This is a genomic window from Streptomyces sp. NPDC093149 (assembly GCF_044754145.1).
Classification (GTDB): Bacteria; Actinomycetota; Actinomycetes; order Streptomycetales; family Streptomycetaceae; genus Streptomyces.
This window is the reverse complement of the sequence record NZ_JBIVON010000005.1, coordinates 420677-436158: the sequence shown is the minus strand read 5'-3', so window position 1 is coordinate 436158 and position 15482 is coordinate 420677. Positions and strand designations below refer to the sequence as shown.

The window sequence follows — 15482 nt, the reverse complement described above, 5'->3', positions numbered from 1 at the left end:
TGTGCATCCGCACGCCAATCTTTACATCCGGCAAAACGGTCTCCCGGCGCAAGGCACGGTGCGAGGCGCGCACGGCGGCGGCGCAAGGCGCGGCGCGAGGCCGTGGTGCGAGGCGTGGTGCGCGCCGTGGTGCGCGCTGCCGTGCAAGCCGTGGTGCGGGGCGCACGCGGCCTCTGCGTACTGCACGGAGCGCGGCTCGGTCGTCCGCGGCGCAAGCTCTACGCGACTGTCGCCTCTCGGTGTCACCATGACGCAGTGACCCATGCACGGCAGCAATCCATGCGCCATCCCATCCAGGTCGTCGCCCACCGAGGCGCCTCCGACGACGCCCCCGAGCACACCCTGGCCGCATACCGGAAGGCGATCGAAGACGGCGCCGACGCCCTGGAGTGCGACGTACGGCTCACCGCCGACGGCCATCTCGTCTGCGTGCACGACCGCCGGGTGAATCGCACCTCCAACGGGCGGGGCGCCGTCTCCGCGCTGGAGCTCTCCGAACTCGCCGCCCTCGACTTCGGATCCTGGAAGGACCGCGAGGAATCGGAGTCCCCGGACTGGGATCCGGTGCCCGGGGAGCTCACCTCCGTACTCACCCTGGAACGTCTGCTCGAACTGGTCACCGAGACGCGGGCCGCCGGGCGCCCGCTCCAGCTGGCGATCGAGACCAAGCACCCCACCCGCTGGGCGGGCCAGGTCGAGGAACGGCTGCTCCATCTGCTGAAACGTTTCGAGCTCGATGCCCCGCCGGCCGACGGCCCCTCACCGGTACGGATCATGAGCTTCTCGGCGCGCTCCCTGCACCGTGTCCAGGCCGCGTCCCCCACCCTGCCGACCGTCTACCTGATGCAGTTCGTCTCGCCGCGCCTGCGTGACGGGCGGCTGCCGGCCGGGGCGCGCATCGCCGGTCCGGGGATGCGGATCGTCCGCAGTCACCCGGGCTACATCGAGCGCCTGCACCGTGCGGGACACCGTGCGCACGTCTGGACGGTCGACGAACCGGAGGACGTCGCGCTCTGCATCGACCTCGGCGTCGAGGCGATCATCACGAACCGCCCGAAGCAGGTTCTGTCACAACTGGGACGCTCTTCACATCAGTGACACGGAGTACACCGGCGCATTCGAACCGTATTCGATCGTCACGAGTGCGTCACTGGCGGGCGATTGGCCGGTTTCCGGTCCAGTCCGGGAGGGCATCCACTCCGTGGCGTGGGGCAAAGGAGGTCTCGGGGGTGGCGTTGGTGGTGGCACAGGAGGTGCCCACGTCGTCGAGCATGGCCGTACCCCATGGCCCTGCGGGCGTGGGTCAGGCGCGGCACCGGATGCGCGAGCAGTTGCGCAGCCACGGGGTGCCGGATTCGGTCGTCGACGATGCTGTATTGATCCTTTCCGAACTGCTCAGCAATGCCTGTCGGCACGGCAGGCCGCTGGGACGGCACACGAATGTGGGTGACGGCGACATCCGCGCCGCGTGGCGCGTGGACAGAACCGGCGGGCTGACCGTGGAAGTGACGGACGGTGGCGGTCCGACCCGCCCCATTCCGGCCACACCCTCGGTGACGGCGCGCGGCGGCCGCGGACTCAACATCATCAGCGCGCTCGCCGAGGAGTGGGGCGTGCGCGACAGTTCGTCCGGCGAGGTCACCGTCTGGGTCCTCGTCAACGAGGGACACGGCCGGGTCCCCGGGATGCCGGGCATGTCGGGCTCGTCAGGTGGGCCGGGCGTGTCGGGCGTGCCGAGTGCGTCGGCCATGCCGAGCAGCCCGGGGCTCGACGGTCTGGGATTCGCGGACGCCTTCGACGACGTGGGCTGACGTCCCGCGCGGCAACGGACCCCCGTCGTCACGGCAGGTCCGAGCACCCGGGCGGCACGAGATCCGGGCGGCACGGACACCCGTACCGGTACACATACCGGCGCACGTATGTGCGCCGCCGGACGGATGCGCCTGTGGCGGTGGGCGAGGCGTACGCGCCATGGGCGACGAGACGTACGCACGGGGGTTCCGCACTCCCGTTCCGCCAGGCGCGCGGGCGTGTGTGTCCCTTACGCGACGGGGGCCGCTAGGCTCGCGGGCCAGACCGCACTGTCGCAATCGGGAGAAAGCCCACCATGGCCAAGAAGCGCCCTCAGACCAAGGCCGGGAAGCAGCAGCTCAAGGATGGCGAGATCCCGGTTGTCGGGGCTCGTGAGCCCTGCCCGTGCGGTTCGGGCCGCCGCTACAAGGCGTGTCACGGCCGCGCCGCCGCCCAGGCCGTGACCGAGCTCGTCCACCGCCCCTTCGAGGGACTGGCCGGCGAGTGCGACTGGGTCGCTCTGCGCGAACTGGTGCCCGCCGCCACGGTCGGGCTGACGCTCAAGGGCGGGCTGCCCGAGGGCGTCCCCTCCGTGACCCTCGCGACCGTCCTGCCGATGGCCTGGCCGGCGCTGCGCCGGGACGACGGCTCGGTGCTGCTCGCCCTGCAGAACGACACCTCGTCCGGCGACCTCAGCCGTGACCTCGCGGACATCCTTCAGCGGGCGCTGGCCTCCGAGCCCGGCTCGCCGGTGGCCGCGCGGCGCGTACCGGCCGACGGTCCGCGGCTGCAGGATGTGCTCGACCCCGGCGCCGCGTTCGAGCCCGTCGTCCACTCCGGGTTCGAGTTCTGGGTTCCGGACTCGGAGAACGCCACGCCCGAGGTGTCCGCCTCCCTGGAGCGCGCGAACGAGGCGGCGCTCCCGACGACGCGGCTCTCCGGCGTGGACGCCGCGTACTGGTGCGAGACCCCGGAGAAGAACCACCTGCGGTGGGTCATGCCGCACCCCGAGGAGCAGCTCCTGGACGCGCTCGCCCGGCTGCACGCCGCCGGCACCTCCTCGCTGGGCGAGGGAACACGGCTCGTCGGCTCCTTCCGGGCGCACGGGCTCATGGTCCCGGTCTGGGACCTGCCGAGCGCGATGGGGGCGGCGGAGTGCGAGAAGCCCGCTGCCGAGCTCGCGGAGCGGCTGGCCGCGGCACTCGCCTCGGACGCGCCGCTCACCGCGGAGGAGCGGCGGGCCCGCGGCGGGCTCACCAACCGCCAAGTGACGCTCAGCTGACAGTGACGATTCCTGGCCCCCTTCCGTGACTCGCGTCACAACTCGCCGTACCAATGGGTAAATCGCTGCCCGAATACGCGAGATCGAATTTGCGAACGGCAGATCTCTTGTTACCGTTCTAGAAGCCCGGTCGCTGGTGCATCCCCCGTCGCCAGCGATCGGGCATCCTCATTTCCGGGCGCGGCGCACAGCGCGCAACGCGGCGCACGAGCCGGCGTACGGACCCCTCGTCGGCACACACTTCCCGCCGCCGGTCCCCTCCCGCTCCGGCCGCCCCCGGCCTCTCAGAACCTGCGCTCCACCGCCAACACGGCACGACAGGGCCCGGATTGACGACGCTCCCTCATCGGCGACGACGCCCCTCCCGCCCGACGCTCCGCGGGCTCCACCGGAACGGCCCGTCTCGGACGGATCCCGGACAGCCCCCGGCCACCGGAACTCCCGTACAGATATCACCCCCGTGAAGTAATTCGAATAAATCTTCGAAAAACTCTTCGCGAGACTTTCGGAAGGTCCATCAGGAATACCTCCGCGGAAGGGCTTTGCAGCGGCAGACTTTGCATCGACCGGCAGGAGCCGGGCCCGGAGAGGTACCGGGAGAGCGGGCGGGAGAAGAGCGCGAACGGAAATCGGAGCCGGTGCGCGCCGACACACTGTCACGCCGCGCACGCCCGCGACACCGATCACGCGAGGAATCGCGCGGCAACATCCGCCGGCACCTTCGGAACCTGACGGCCTCGCCCGAATCCCTGATGCTCCGCCGAATGCCCCGCCGGAGACATCGAGAATATGAACGTCCCGGTGCCGCACGTCTCCGCGCGGGAACGCCGGTCGGCTCGCGCCCGGACGGGTGAGCCGACCACCTGTCAGTAGGCGAGCCGACTGCCGCCGTCAGGCGCGCCGTTGCTCGCCTCGACCAGCGCGTCGAGCACCGCTCCCACATCCGGCAGCCACGGCGCAGCCGGTCCGGGGACGGGGCCGCCCCTGTTCGAGCCCCGGCCGGGGACCGGCGCGGGAGCCCGTTCCCAGCGCACCTGCCCCGCCCCGACCTCGGACGGCGGAAGGACGAGATAGCCGCCCTCACCGTGAAAACGCAGCGAACTGGGCACCCGGTCCTGGGCGTGCAGCAGCTCACCGAGCCGTTCGAGGGTGTACGGGGCCACCAGCAGCGACCACCGGGTCGGCGTCGCCACCACGGGACCGAGCCGCGTTCCCATCCGGTCCAGCTCGGCCAGCGCCCTGGCGCCCGCCACGGCCGGCAGGCTCAACGCGCACGGTGCGCGCCCGCCCGTGGCCAGCACGATCGGCGCGGTGGGCCGATTGGTCCACCACCAGCGCACCATGCGCTCGTCGGTGGTCGCCGCGAGGAGACCGGGATCGAAGGGGTGTGCGCCGGGAACGGCGCACTCGGGATCGGGGCAGGCACAGCCACGGCCACGGTCACCGCGACCACCGGCCGCCTCAAGTCCCACTCCGGGGAGCACGGGCCACTGCCATGCGGTGGCACAGGTCAGGACCGCGTCGAGCTGGACGGGCCTTGTCCTGCGTCGGAGCCGGAGCCTGCGTCGCCTTCCGAGGATCTCGCGCATGAGCGCTCGTTCCTTTCCGTTGAACGCCGAGGGACCACATCACACCACGCGTGTGTCACACCACGTGTACATCTCTTCACTGTGCGTACATGCTCTTCAGGGGTCGCGATACGGGTGGGTCATCGGTACCGAGCATGAGCTGAGCCGGGTCGAGCAAGGGCGAGGCGGGTCCGGACACAAGCATGGCGAGGAGCAGCGCACGTATCGCGCCGGTCATCTCGAGGCGCAAGCCCCGCCACTCGGGGGTGGGGGCGTAGCCGTCACAGGAGAGGACGCCTGGGCCCGCTGCCAGGTTCCGGGGCGATCAGAACTGCCCCTGGTCATCATCGGATTACGTACCCAGCATGCCCGAAATGACGCTCCCTCTGGGACTTCACCCCGAGAACACCCCCTGTCGAGCACACCCAGTCGACCGCAAATCACCGCCACCAGGTGCATTTTTTAGCCAACTTTGCAGTTACTTGGACACCACAATTCCTGCAGGGACAATGCTGGACATCGCCTTACTTGTGCGTGTACATGTGGATGCTACGTGTACACGTGGATGCACTGATAGCGGCGCAGAATGACATGGGGGTTTGCGATGCTATTCGACGAATCGCACCGGTGGGGAAGCCGACTGTCATGAGCGCCCCGCACCTCCCGAAAGTGGCCGGAATCGATCCCATGGTTCCTGTTTCAGCTCACACTGCCGGATCTCTGTCCGAAGTACCGTCCGCGCCCGGAGCGTTCATCCAGGACCGGCTGGCCGGCTGGGTCTCCGACCTCACCACCCTGCACGAACTCACCGAGCGGCTCGCCAGGACCAGCACGCTCGACGACGCGCTGCACGAACTGCTGAGCGCCGGAGCGGCTCTGGTCGGTGCCCGCCGCGGTCTGGTCGTCTTCGAACCGTCCGACCGCCGCGGCCCCGTGAGCACCGTCGGCCTCGGGCTCGCCCACGCCGAGCTCGGGCACATCGAAACGATTCCGCGCCGGGCCACCTCCTACGGCCGGATCCTGGAAGGTCTCCCGGGCGCCGAAGGAGCGCAGACCACCCCCGATCTGCTCGGCGACACCACTCTGGACCCCCGCCACCGCGAGGTCGCCGCCCGGCTCGGATACGCCGCCAGCTACACCCTGCCGATCAGCGCCGAGGCGACCGGCCGGCTCGGCGCCGCCGTCTGGCTGTACGACGAGCCCGCCGAACCGCTGGAACGCCGACGCCATCTCGTCGGCCTCTACGCCGGATTCGCCGGCGAGCACCTGGCCAGGCTGCTGGAACTGGAGCGGGCCAGGGCGGATGTCGCCACGGTCACCGAGGAACTGCTGCCCAGCCGGCTGCCCCGGATCGCCGGCGTCCAGTTGGCCGCACGCCACCGCACGGCGCCCCAGGGCGGCGGCGACTGGTACGACGCGCTGGCCCTGCCGGAAGGCGCGCTCGGTCTTGCCGTGGGCTCGGTGAACGGCTCCGGACCGAGCGCGCTGGCCGCCATGGGCCGGCTCCGTGCCGGTCTGCGGGCGTACGCGGTGATGGAGGGCGAGGATCCGGTCGCCGTGCTCTCGGATCTGGAACTGCTGCTGCGGCTGACCGAACCCGCCCGTTCCGCGACCGCCCTCTTCGCCTACTGCGAACCCGCCCGCCGCAAGATCCTGCTGGCCGGCGCGGGCCACACCCCGCCGCTCGTGATCGGCGACCGGCGCACCCAGTTCGTCGAGACCTCGGTCTCCGCGCCGCTGGGCATGCTCGCCTGCTGGGAGGCGCCCAGCGTGGAGATCTCCCCGGCGCCCGGCGAGACCGTGCTCCTCTACACCGACGGACTGCTGCGCCGCACCGGCGACTCGACGGACCGGGCGTTCGCACGGCTCCACTCGGCGGCGGCGTGCGTACCGAAGGCGCTGCGCGACGACGCCGGGGCCGTCGCCGATCACGTGCTGCGGACCGTGCTGCCGGACGGGCTCGACCAGGGCGGCGACACGGAGGACGTCGTCGTCCTGGCCGCGCGCTTCGACTGAGCCTCGCCGCCCGCCCCGGCCCGGTCGTACGGGTCGCCCCGGCCCGGTCGTGTAACAGGTCTTCCGGCCCTGTGCCCCCTTCCGTACGCCCGTACGATGGATGAGGTCCAGTGTCGTATCAAGGAGAGACAAGTCGTGGCTGAGGAGCTCACCCCGGAGAACCCGGAGACCGAAGCAGAAGAAACGGTCAAGCAGCGGAAGAACGGCCTGTACCCGGGCGTCTCCGATGAACTCGCCGCGAACATGAAGTCCGGTTGGGCCGATACCGAGCTGCAGGGCCTCGCGCCGATCGCCCAGGCCGCACACACCGCCGCCCGCCGCGCCGCGCTCTCCGCGCGCTTCCCCGGTGAGCGCCTGGTCATCCCCGCGGGCAACCTGAAGACCCGCTCCAATGACACCGAGTACGCCTTCCGCGCCTCCACCGAGTACGCGTACCTCACCGGCGACCAGACCCAGGACGGCGTCCTCGTCCTGGAGCCGACGCAGGACGGGCACGAGGCGACCATCCATCTGCTGCCGCGCTCCAACCGCGAGAACGGTGAGTTCTGGCTCGACGGCCAGGGCGAGCTGTGGGTCGGCCGCCGCCACTCCCTCACCGAGGCCGAGCAACTGCTGGGCATCCCGGCGAAGGACGTGCGCGAGCTCCCGGCCGCGCTGGCCGAGGCCACCGGCCCGGTGCGCAACGTCCGCGGCCACGACGCGGGCATCGAGGCCGCGCTGACCGACAAGGTCACCGCGGAGCGCGACGAGGAGCTGCGCGTCCACCTCTCCGAGGCCCGGCTGGTCAAGGACGCCTTCGAGATCGCCGAGCTGGAGAAGGCCTGCGATGCCACCGCACGCGGCTTCGAGGACGTCGTGAAGGTCCTCGACAAGGCCGAGGCGACCAGCGAGCGCTACATCGAGGGCACCTTCTTCCTCCGCGCCCGCATCGAGGGCAACGACATCGGCTACGGCTCGATCTGCGCGGCCGGTCCGCACGCCACCACCCTGCACTGGGTGCGCAACGACGGGCCGGTGCGCTCCGGTGAGCTGCTGCTCCTCGACGCCGGTGTGGAGACCAATGACCTCTACACCGCCGACGTGACACGCACCCTTCCGATCAACGGCACGTTCACGCCGCTGCAGCGGAAGATCTACGACGCGGTGTACGAGGCCCAGGAAGCGGGCATCGCGGCCGTCAAGCCCGGCGCCGACTACCGCGACTTCCACGACGCGGCGCAGCGCGTGCTCGCCGAGAAGCTCGTCGAGTGGGGCCTGCTCGGCGATCTGTCCGTGGACAAGGTCCTGGAGCTGGGGCTCCAGCGCCGCTGGACGCTGCACGGCACCGGCCACATGCTCGGCATGGACGTCCACGACTGCGCCGCCGCGCGCACCGAGACGTACGTCAACGGGACGCTGGAGCCCGGCGTCTGCCTCACGGTCGAGCCGGGTCTGTACTTCCAGGCCGACGACCTGACCGTCCCCGAGGAGTACCGGGGCATCGGCGTCCGGATCGAGGACGACATCCTCGTCACCGAGGACGGCAACCGGAACCTCTCCGACAAGCTGCCGCGCCGGGCCGACGAGGTCGAGGCGTGGATGGCTCGGCTCAAGGGCTGATCCGGAAGGCCCGGCGACGGGCCTCCCGCACGCCGGAGGGCGCCCCGCTCAGGAAGCCATGAGCAGGGCGCCCTTCCGCCATTTCAGGATCTTGTCGAAGCTCACCACGGCACCGCGGCCGGGACGGTTGCCGAAATGGACGTGATCGGCGAGCTGCTCGATGATGCAGAGCCCCCTGCCGTCCTCCGCGCCGAGCGGCGGGTACGGCTGGGGCTCGTGCTGCGGCGCCGACGCACGCAGCGTGCGCCGGGCGGGGAAACCGGGCCCCGAATCGGCGACTTCGATACGGCACTTCTCGCCGTCCAGATAGGCGGTGACCCGGTACTCCCCGCAGGCCGTCCCGGGCAACTCGTCCCATACGTCCCACGGATCGCGGCCGACGCCCTGTTCGTCCCGGCTCCTGCGGTCGCCGCCGTGTTCAACGGCGTTCGCACAGGCCTCGCTGAGCGCGACCGACAGGTCGAAGGAGATGTCCGGGTCCACGCCTGCGGTCTCCATGGCGCCCAGCAGGAAACGCCGGGCGAGCGGAACGCTCGCAGCCTCGCGCCGCAGATGGAGGGACCACCAGATGCTCATGCTCCAGCCTCCTGGCTGCGGCTCGACATACCGATACCTATTGCCGCACTGGACCATTCGTAAGCACGGAGCGGATGTGAGACCGCTCATTCGGCGGATACCCGCACGCCGTACATCACGTGTATGCCGGACCGGGCCCTCGGATCCGCCCGTGGCCCGGTGATCTCCCCGCCGGTCTCCGCACACGGTGCCCCCCGGCTCCGGCCACGCCTGTGACGGCCCGCACCCAATCGGACGGAAGCCGACCTTCCGGACCTGCCGTACCCAAGCCGGGTGCGCGGTGCGATGATGGCCCCGCCATGTCTATGCCTGTCGCACGCGCCGGAGCCGGTCTGCGGCTCCTGAGGGCCGCGGTGTTCACCGCGGTCTGTGTCGCGCTGTCCGCGGCAGGCCACTCCCTGGCGTCCTGCGCGGCCGTCCCCTGGTGGACCCTGCTCGCCGGATTCCTGGGGGTCTTCGCCGTGGCGGCACCGCTCGCCGGACGTGAGCGCTCGCTGCCGTCCATCGCGGCCGCGCTGGCCGGCGGACAGATCGCCCTGCACACCCTCTTCGGCGTGGGAGCGCATGCCACGCCGACCGGAACGACCACGGGCGACGACCCGCTGATCCGGTTCGCGGCGAGCCTTGTGTGCGGCATGGGACCCGCCCAGTTGAACGCCGCCGAAGCTCGCCGCATCGTCACCACGGCGGGCATCGACCCGGCATCGGTGACGGCCGCCGGCCATCAGCACATGGCGTCCGCGGCCGACGCGGATCCCGTCGGCCTCGCCGGTCTGCTGCCCGGCCTGCCCATGTTGCTCGGCCACCTGCTGGCCGCCGTGGCCACCGGCTGGCTGCTGCGGCGGGGCGAGATCGCGCTGTTCCGGCTCGCCCGGCTCTCCGCGCACGGCGTCCAGCAACTCGCGGCCGGGGCCCGGCTGCGCGCGCTGCGCGCCGCACTCTCACTGGTGAACGCCTTGCGCGCCGGACTGCCCGGGGGTCCGACGACCGGGCCGCGCATCCCGCGTACCGGGGCCGACACCCCGGTCCCCGCCACCGGGGACACCTTGCAGCACATGGTGATCAGGCGCGGGCCGCCCCCGGCGTACGCGCTCGCAGCCTGACGCGACACCCACCGCACGACGCACGCCCGACTCGACGCCCGGAACCGACCGGTGCCCTGCGAGTCGGCGTACGCACGCCACACGTGAGGCAGAGGTGTCGCGATGCCGCCGCGCACCCGCGCGCCGGACCACCTTTCCTTCGTGTCTCCGTGGAGTAATCCCTGTCATGAACGTTTCCCGCATCGCCATCGCCGGCGGCATCGCCGCGTCCACCGTGCTGATCGTCGCCGGTACCGCCTCCGCGCACGTCAGCGTGCAGCCCCAGGGCGAGGCCGCCAAGGGCGGATACGCCACCGTCAACTTCAAGGTCCCCAACGAGCGCGCCGACGCCTCGACGACCAAGGTCGAGGTCAACTTCCCGACCGACCACCCGCTGGCCTCCGTCATGCCGCAGGCCGTACCCGGCTGGGACGTCGAGGTCACCAAGAGCAAGCTGGCCAAGCCGCTCGAAATGCACGGCGAGAAGATCAACGAGGCCGTCTCCAAGGTCACCTGGACCGCCAAGGGTGACAAGAACGACCTCGGCATCCGTCCGGGCAATTTCCAGCAGTTCCCGCTCTCCATCGGGCAGCTCCCCGAGAACGCCGATCAGCTGGTCTTCAAGGCCATCCAGACGTACGACAACAAGGAGGTCGTCCGCTGGATCGAGGAGCCGAAGGACGGCGCCGCCGAGCCCGAGAACCCGGCACCGGTCCTCGAGCTGACCGCGGCGTCCGCCGACGAGCACGGCGCGGGTACCACCGGCAAGGCCGGTGCCGACGCCACCGAACAGGCAGCGGACAAGCAGACGACGGCCGCTTCGGACACGTCCGACAGTGACACCACGGCCCGGGTCCTCGGCATCGTCGGCATCGTCGTCGGCATCGCGGGAGTGGCCTTCGGCATCCTCGCCGGCCGCCGTCGCACTGCCTGAACCACAGCCCCACCCGTCCCACCGACCCACCAGGAATCAGTGCTCCATGCGTAAGAAGACTGTGCTGGCCGCGGCGCTCGTCGCCGCGGCCGCGCTCTCGCTGTCCGCCTGCGGCAGCAGCGACGACAGCGCGAAGAAGCCGATCGCCGACGTGTCCGTCGAGGCCAAGACCAAGGCCGCGACGGTGCTCGACCAGCCGTTCACCAAGCCCGATCTCGTCCTCACCGACACCCACGGCAAGAAGTACGACCTCCGTGAGCGGACCAAGGGCAAGCCGACGCTGATCTACTTCGGCTACACCAACTGCCCCGATGTCTGCCCGCTCATCATGAGCAACATCGCCATTGCCAGGAAGTCCCTCCCCAAGGCCGACCAGGACAAGCTCCAGGTCGTCTTCGTGACCACCGATCCCGAGCGGGACACCCCGTCCTCGCTGGGCACCTGGCTCAAGTCCCAGGACCCCTCCTTCATCGGCCTCACCGGCGACTTCCCCACCATCCAGGCGGGCGCGCGCCAGATCGGCATCGGCATCGACGCGCCGAAGAAGGAGAAGGACGGCACGGTCGTCTCGATGCACGGATCCCAGGTCATCGCCTTCTCCCCGAAGACCGACAAGGGGTACCTCGTGTACAGCGAGGACACCTCCCCCGACGACTACACCAAGGACCTCCCCAAGATCATCAAGGGAGAGAATCCGTGAACCGCCGCACCGTCCTCGCCGGCGCCGTCGCCCTCACCACCGGGCTGGCGCTGGCGGGATGCTCCTCCTCGGGCAGCAAACCCGTGCTGAAGGTGACGGGCGCGTTCATGCCGCAGCCCGTCAGTGACATGGCGGCCGGCTTCTTCGTCATACGGAACAGCGGCGGCGCGTCCGACCGGCTCACCTCGGTCACCAGCCCCCTCTCCGACAACGTCACGATCCACGAGTCGAAGAACCAGACGATGCGCATGGTGTCGTCCTTCGAGGTCCCCGCGGGCGGCGAACTGGATCTGGAACGCGGCGGGAACCACATCATGTTCATGAACCTCAAGCAGCAGCCCAAGCAGGGCGAGAAGGTGTCCGTGGAGCTGCACTTCGAGAAGGCCGACCCGATAAAGGTCGACCTTCCCGTGAAGGAGACCACCCACAACCCGAAGAAGCAGTGAGGGACTGACTCGCCATGACAGCCACCGCCCCGCACTTCGGAACGTCCCCGTCCACTCCCGTGCCACGACGACCGCTCGCCGCGGCCGCGCTCCTCGCCGCGCTTGTCGGCATGGTGTTCGGCCTGCTGCTGGGCGGTGCGGGCCCCGCGTCCGCACATGCCGCGCTCACCGGGAGCGATCCGCAGGACGGGGCGGTGGTCGACGCCGCGCCCAAGGAGGTCACGCTCACCTTCTCCGAGCAGGTCGCCATGGGCAGCGACTCCGTCAGGGTCCTCGACCCCCACGGCAAACGCGCCGACACCGCCGTCGCCCCCCGTGATCTGGGCAGCGGTTCCACCGTGAAGTACGGCGTCTCGCTGCACTCCGGGCTGCCCGACGGTACGTACACCGTCGCCTGGCAGGCCGTCTCCGCGGACAGCCACCCCGTCTCGGGCGCCTTCACCTTCTCCGTCGGAGCCCCCTCCAAGACCACGGTCGCCCTTCCGACGGAGCAGGCCGGGGGCGGACTCGTCGGAACCCTCTACGACATCGCGCGCTACGCCGCCTACGCCGGTTTCATCCTGCTGGCCGGCGGCGCCGCCTTCGTGCTGGCCTGCTGGCAGCGCGGGGCCGGTGCACGCCCCTTGCAACGCCTGGTCGTACGCGGCTGGATGACCCTCACCACCGCCACCCTGGCCATGCTGCTCCTGCGCAATCCCTACACCGGCTCCGGGAAGCTCGCGGACGCCTTCGACCTCGACGGTCTGAAGGCTGTCCTCGACACCAGGCCCGGGGCGGCGCTCGTATCCAGGCTGCTGCTGCTCGGCGCTTCCGCGCTCTTCATCGCCGTGCTGTTCGGGGCGTACGCCAAGCGCGAGGACGAGCGCGAGAAGAAAGACCTCACCTTCGGACTGGCCGTCGGCGGCACGGTGATCGCCGCCGGGATCGCCGGGACCTGGGCGCTCGCCGAACATGCTTCGGCAGGGATCCAGCCGGACATCGCCATGCCGGTCGACATACTCCATCTGCTCGCCGTCGCGGCCTGGCTGGGCGGGCTGGTGGCCCTGTTGGTCGCGCTCCACCGGACGCCGGACATCGGAGCCACGGCGGTACGACGCTTCTCCCGCATCGCTTTCGGCAGCGTGCTCGTGCTCACCGCCACCGGGATCTATCAGTCCTGGCGCCAGGTCGGCACCTGGTCCGCGCTCACCGGCACCGAGTACGGGCGACTCCTGCTCGTGAAGGTGGGACTCGTCGCCGCCCTGGTCGGGATCGCCTGGTTCTCACGCCGCTGGACCGCACGCCTGGTCTCCAGCGGAGCCGAACGACCGGTCTCGAACGGAGCCGCTGCGGAGAAGAGCACGGAAGGCGCCGGGACGGAGACCGATGCGACCGGGATCGAGGTCGAAGCCGCGATCGAGAGGCCCGAGGCCGGGACGGAAGGCGGAGCCGGGGCCGAAGACGGGGCCGGGGCCGAAGAACCCCAGACCGAAGGCGCACCGGCGCCTCTGGCCGAGGACCCCGCGCGGGCGGCGCAGCTCGCGCGGCAGCGGGCCGCCGTGGCCACCGCCGAGAAGAAACGGATCCGCGACGCCGACCCCGAGCGATCCGGGCTGCGCCGCTCGGTGCTGGCGGAAGTCACGGTCGCCGTGGCGCTGTTGGCCGTGACGACCGTGCTGACCTCGACCGAGCCGGGACGTACCGAGGAAGAAGCGGCCCGTGGCGCCACGACGGCCACCGCTCCCGCGGCCGAAGGCCCGGTCAATCTGACGCTGCCCTTCGACACGGGCGGCCAGAACGGCAAGGGAACGGTACGGATGGACATCGACCCCGCCCGTACCGGCACCAACGAGCTCCACATCTGGATCGACAGCCCCGACGGCAAGGCCATGGACGTCCCCGAGCTGAAGCTCGCCCTCACCCTGGAGTCCAAGGACATCGGCCCGCTTCCCGTACTCCCCGTCCGGCTCACCGAGGGCCACTGGACCGCGAGCGGCGTCCAGATCCCGATGGCGGGTACATGGAAGGTCGCCGTGACCGTGCGTACGTCGGACATCGATCAGACGACCATCGACAAGAACGTGAAGATCGGCTGAGCAGGATCGTGAGCGGAAACAGCAGCAAGAAGAACGCCCCCCGCAGCAGTAGGACCGCTGCGGGGAACGGCAGGACCTCCGTCGGAGACGGGAACGGCAATGGCGGAGCCGGTCGCGGCAAGGGCCACGGGCCCAGCAAGGGCGACGGGACGCCCGGCAGCGGTTCCATCTCCCGACGGCGGTTGCTCGGCACCGCGGGCGCGGCCGGTGCGACCGGGCTCGTGCTGGGTGCGGCGGGCGGTGCGACCGGCTATGCCGCGGCCCGGCCCGATGAGCGCACCGCTCTGACCACGGTCGGCGCCACCCAGGTGACGTTTCACGGGAAACATCAACCGGGGATCACTACTCCGCTTCAGGCATGCGGTCATCTGATCGCCTTCGACCTGGCGCCCGGCGCCGGACGGAAGGAGGCGGCCGCCCTGATGCGCCGGTGGTCGGACGTGGCCCGGCGCCTGATGGCCGGCGAACCGGCAGACAGCGGTTCGGCGGACGGCACGGCCCACGACACCGGAATCGCGCTGGATGCCGGACCTTCTTCGCTGACCATCACCTTCGGCTTCGGCAGCACCTTCTTCGAACGCACCGGCCTGGTCGACCACCGGCCACCAGGGCTCGACCCGCTGCCGCCGTTCTCCGCCGACCACATCGACGCCAAGCGCTCCAACGGCGATCTCTGGGTACAGATCGGCGCCGACGACGCACTCGTCGCCTTCCACGCACTGCGTGCCGTACAGAAGGAGGCGGCCCCGGCCGCCCGGGTCCGCTGGCAGATGAACGGCTTCAACCGCTCCCCCGGCGCCACCGCGCAGCCGATGACCGCTCGCAATCTGATGGGGCAGGTGGACGGCACGAACAACCCGAAGCCCGCCGACAGCGACTTCGGCCGGCGCGTCTTCGTCCCGGCCGGGACGGACACGAAGTACGACTGGCTGGCCGGCGGCTCGTATGCGGTCGTCCGCCGGATCAGGATGCTGCTCGACGACTGGGAGAAGCTCCCGGTGCAGCGACAGGAGCAGGTCATAGGGCGCCGCAAGAAGGACGGCGCTCCGCTGAGCGGTGGCACCGAGACCACCGCGATGGACCTCGACCGGGCGGGCCCCGACGGCAAGCTCCTGATCCCGGACAACGCCCACGCCCGGATCTCCTCCCCGGAGAAGAACGGCGGTGCGGCCATGCTGCGGCGCCCCTTCTCGTACCACGACGGCATCGCGGCGGACGGGTCTTTGGACGCCGGGCTGCTGTTCATCTGCTGGCAGGCGGATCCACTGCGTGGATTCGTACCGGTGCAGCGAAAACTGGACCGGGGAGATGCCCTGTCCCCGTTCATCCGGCACGAGGCCAGTGGCCTGTTCGCGGTGCCGGGCGGTGCGGCGGATGGCGAGTACGTGGGTCAGCGGCTATTGGAGTCCTGAG

13 protein-coding genes are annotated in these 15482 nt (G+C 70.5%); 11 read left to right on the top strand and 2 right to left on the bottom strand.

Going from position 1 to position 15482, the window contains the following annotated elements; translation table 11 throughout:
- Positions 1-279: 279 nt before the first annotated feature.
- From ACIQCZ_RS18500 to ACIQCZ_RS18490, 3 genes are all read left to right on the top strand, one after another.
- On the top strand, positions 280-1098 hold the full coding sequence (locus tag ACIQCZ_RS18500; RefSeq protein WP_402283565.1) for a glycerophosphodiester phosphodiesterase: 819 nt from the start codon (positions 280-282) through the stop codon (positions 1096-1098).
- Between the two features lie 44 nt (positions 1099-1142).
- Entirely contained in the window at positions 1143-1811 is a 669-nt protein-coding gene (locus tag ACIQCZ_RS18495; RefSeq protein ID WP_402283399.1) for an ATP-binding protein, read from the top strand.
- A 296-nt stretch (positions 1812-2107) separates the two neighbouring features.
- Positions 2108-3073, top strand: a complete 966-nt coding sequence (locus tag ACIQCZ_RS18490; RefSeq protein ID WP_402283397.1) for a DUF5926 family protein — start codon at positions 2108-2110, stop codon at positions 3071-3073.
- Positions 3074-3939: 866 nt separating this feature from the next.
- Here the strand turns inward: ACIQCZ_RS18490 and ACIQCZ_RS18485 are convergent.
- Positions 3940-4662, bottom strand: coding sequence for a bifunctional DNA primase/polymerase (locus tag ACIQCZ_RS18485; protein WP_376559722.1), 723 nt, complete (start codon positions 4660-4662; stop codon positions 3940-3942).
- A gap of 624 nt (positions 4663-5286) precedes the next feature.
- Here ACIQCZ_RS18485 and ACIQCZ_RS18480 point away from each other — a divergent pair.
- Together ACIQCZ_RS18480 and ACIQCZ_RS18475 are read left to right on the top strand one after the other, a co-directional pair.
- Positions 5287-6657 carry a PP2C family protein-serine/threonine phosphatase gene (locus ACIQCZ_RS18480; RefSeq protein WP_402283395.1) on the top strand — a complete coding sequence of 457 codons (1371 nt, stop codon included), beginning with the start codon at positions 5287-5289 and terminating at the stop codon, positions 6655-6657.
- A gap of 135 nt (positions 6658-6792) precedes the next feature.
- The gene (locus ACIQCZ_RS18475) at positions 6793-8256 is read left to right on the top strand and encodes an aminopeptidase P family protein (protein ID WP_402283394.1); all 1464 of its coding nucleotides are present in this window, start codon (positions 6793-6795) and stop codon (positions 8254-8256) included.
- A gap of 48 nt (positions 8257-8304) precedes the next feature.
- Here ACIQCZ_RS18475 and ACIQCZ_RS18470 read toward each other — a convergent pair whose 3' ends face one another.
- Positions 8305-8832, bottom strand: coding sequence for an ATP-binding protein (locus ACIQCZ_RS18470; RefSeq protein ID WP_402283392.1), 528 nt, complete (start codon positions 8830-8832; stop codon positions 8305-8307).
- A gap of 299 nt (positions 8833-9131) precedes the next feature.
- On the opposite strand from ACIQCZ_RS18470, the gene ACIQCZ_RS18465 reads away from it, so the two are divergent.
- From ACIQCZ_RS18465 to efeB, 6 genes are all read left to right on the top strand, one after another.
- Positions 9132-9935: a hypothetical protein gene (locus tag ACIQCZ_RS18465; RefSeq protein ID WP_402283391.1), complete on the top strand. Its 804-nt coding sequence runs from the start codon at positions 9132-9134 to the stop codon at positions 9933-9935.
- Between the two features lie 166 nt (positions 9936-10101).
- The gene (locus tag ACIQCZ_RS18460; protein WP_402283390.1) at positions 10102-10848 is read left to right on the top strand and encodes a YcnI family protein; all 747 of its coding nucleotides are present in this window, start codon (positions 10102-10104) and stop codon (positions 10846-10848) included.
- Positions 10849-10894: 46 nt separating this feature from the next.
- Positions 10895-11548 (top strand): SCO family protein, encoded by a 654-nt coding sequence (locus tag ACIQCZ_RS18455; RefSeq protein WP_402283388.1) that lies wholly within the window; start codon positions 10895-10897, stop codon positions 11546-11548.
- Positions 11545-11994 carry a copper chaperone PCu(A)C gene (locus tag ACIQCZ_RS18450; protein ID WP_402283387.1) on the top strand — a complete coding sequence of 150 codons (450 nt, stop codon included), beginning with the start codon at positions 11545-11547 and terminating at the stop codon, positions 11992-11994. The genes ACIQCZ_RS18455 and ACIQCZ_RS18450 overlap by 4 nt, the downstream gene beginning before the upstream one ends.
- A 14-nt stretch (positions 11995-12008) precedes the next feature.
- Complete coding sequence (locus ACIQCZ_RS18445) at positions 12009-14069, top strand: copper resistance CopC/CopD family protein (RefSeq protein WP_402283386.1); 2061 nt, start codon at positions 12009-12011, stop codon at positions 14067-14069.
- A gap of 167 nt (positions 14070-14236) precedes the next feature.
- On the top strand, positions 14237-15481 hold the full coding sequence (efeB, locus tag ACIQCZ_RS18440) for an iron uptake transporter deferrochelatase/peroxidase subunit (RefSeq protein WP_402283564.1): 1245 nt from the start codon (positions 14237-14239) through the stop codon (positions 15479-15481).
- Position 15482 lies beyond the last annotated feature (1 nt).

Bases quoted from the DNA above. Each gene is read 5' to 3' on its own strand.
- ACIQCZ_RS18455 (WP_402283388.1), top strand. From the start codon at position 10,895: ATGCGTAAGAAGACTGTGCTGGCCGCGGCGCTCGTCGCCGCGGCCGCG.
- ACIQCZ_RS18490 (WP_402283397.1), top strand. From the start codon at position 2,108: ATGGCCAAGAAGCGCCCTCAGACCAAGGCCGGGAAGCAGCAGCTCAAG.
- ACIQCZ_RS18445 (WP_402283386.1), top strand. From the start codon at position 12,009: ATGACAGCCACCGCCCCGCACTTCGGAACGTCCCCGTCCACTCCCGTG.
- ACIQCZ_RS18485 (WP_376559722.1), bottom strand. From the start codon at position 4,662: ATGCGCGAGATCCTCGGAAGGCGACGCAGGCTCCGGCTCCGACGCAGG.
- ACIQCZ_RS18500 (WP_402283565.1), top strand. From the start codon at position 280: ATGCGCCATCCCATCCAGGTCGTCGCCCACCGAGGCGCCTCCGACGAC.
- ACIQCZ_RS18480 (WP_402283395.1), top strand. From the start codon at position 5,287: ATGAGCGCCCCGCACCTCCCGAAAGTGGCCGGAATCGATCCCATGGTT.
- ACIQCZ_RS18470 (WP_402283392.1), bottom strand. From the start codon at position 8,832: ATGAGCATCTGGTGGTCCCTCCATCTGCGGCGCGAGGCTGCGAGCGTT.
- ACIQCZ_RS18460 (WP_402283390.1), top strand. From the start codon at position 10,102: ATGAACGTTTCCCGCATCGCCATCGCCGGCGGCATCGCCGCGTCCACC.
- ACIQCZ_RS18465 (WP_402283391.1), top strand. From the start codon at position 9,132: ATGTCTATGCCTGTCGCACGCGCCGGAGCCGGTCTGCGGCTCCTGAGG.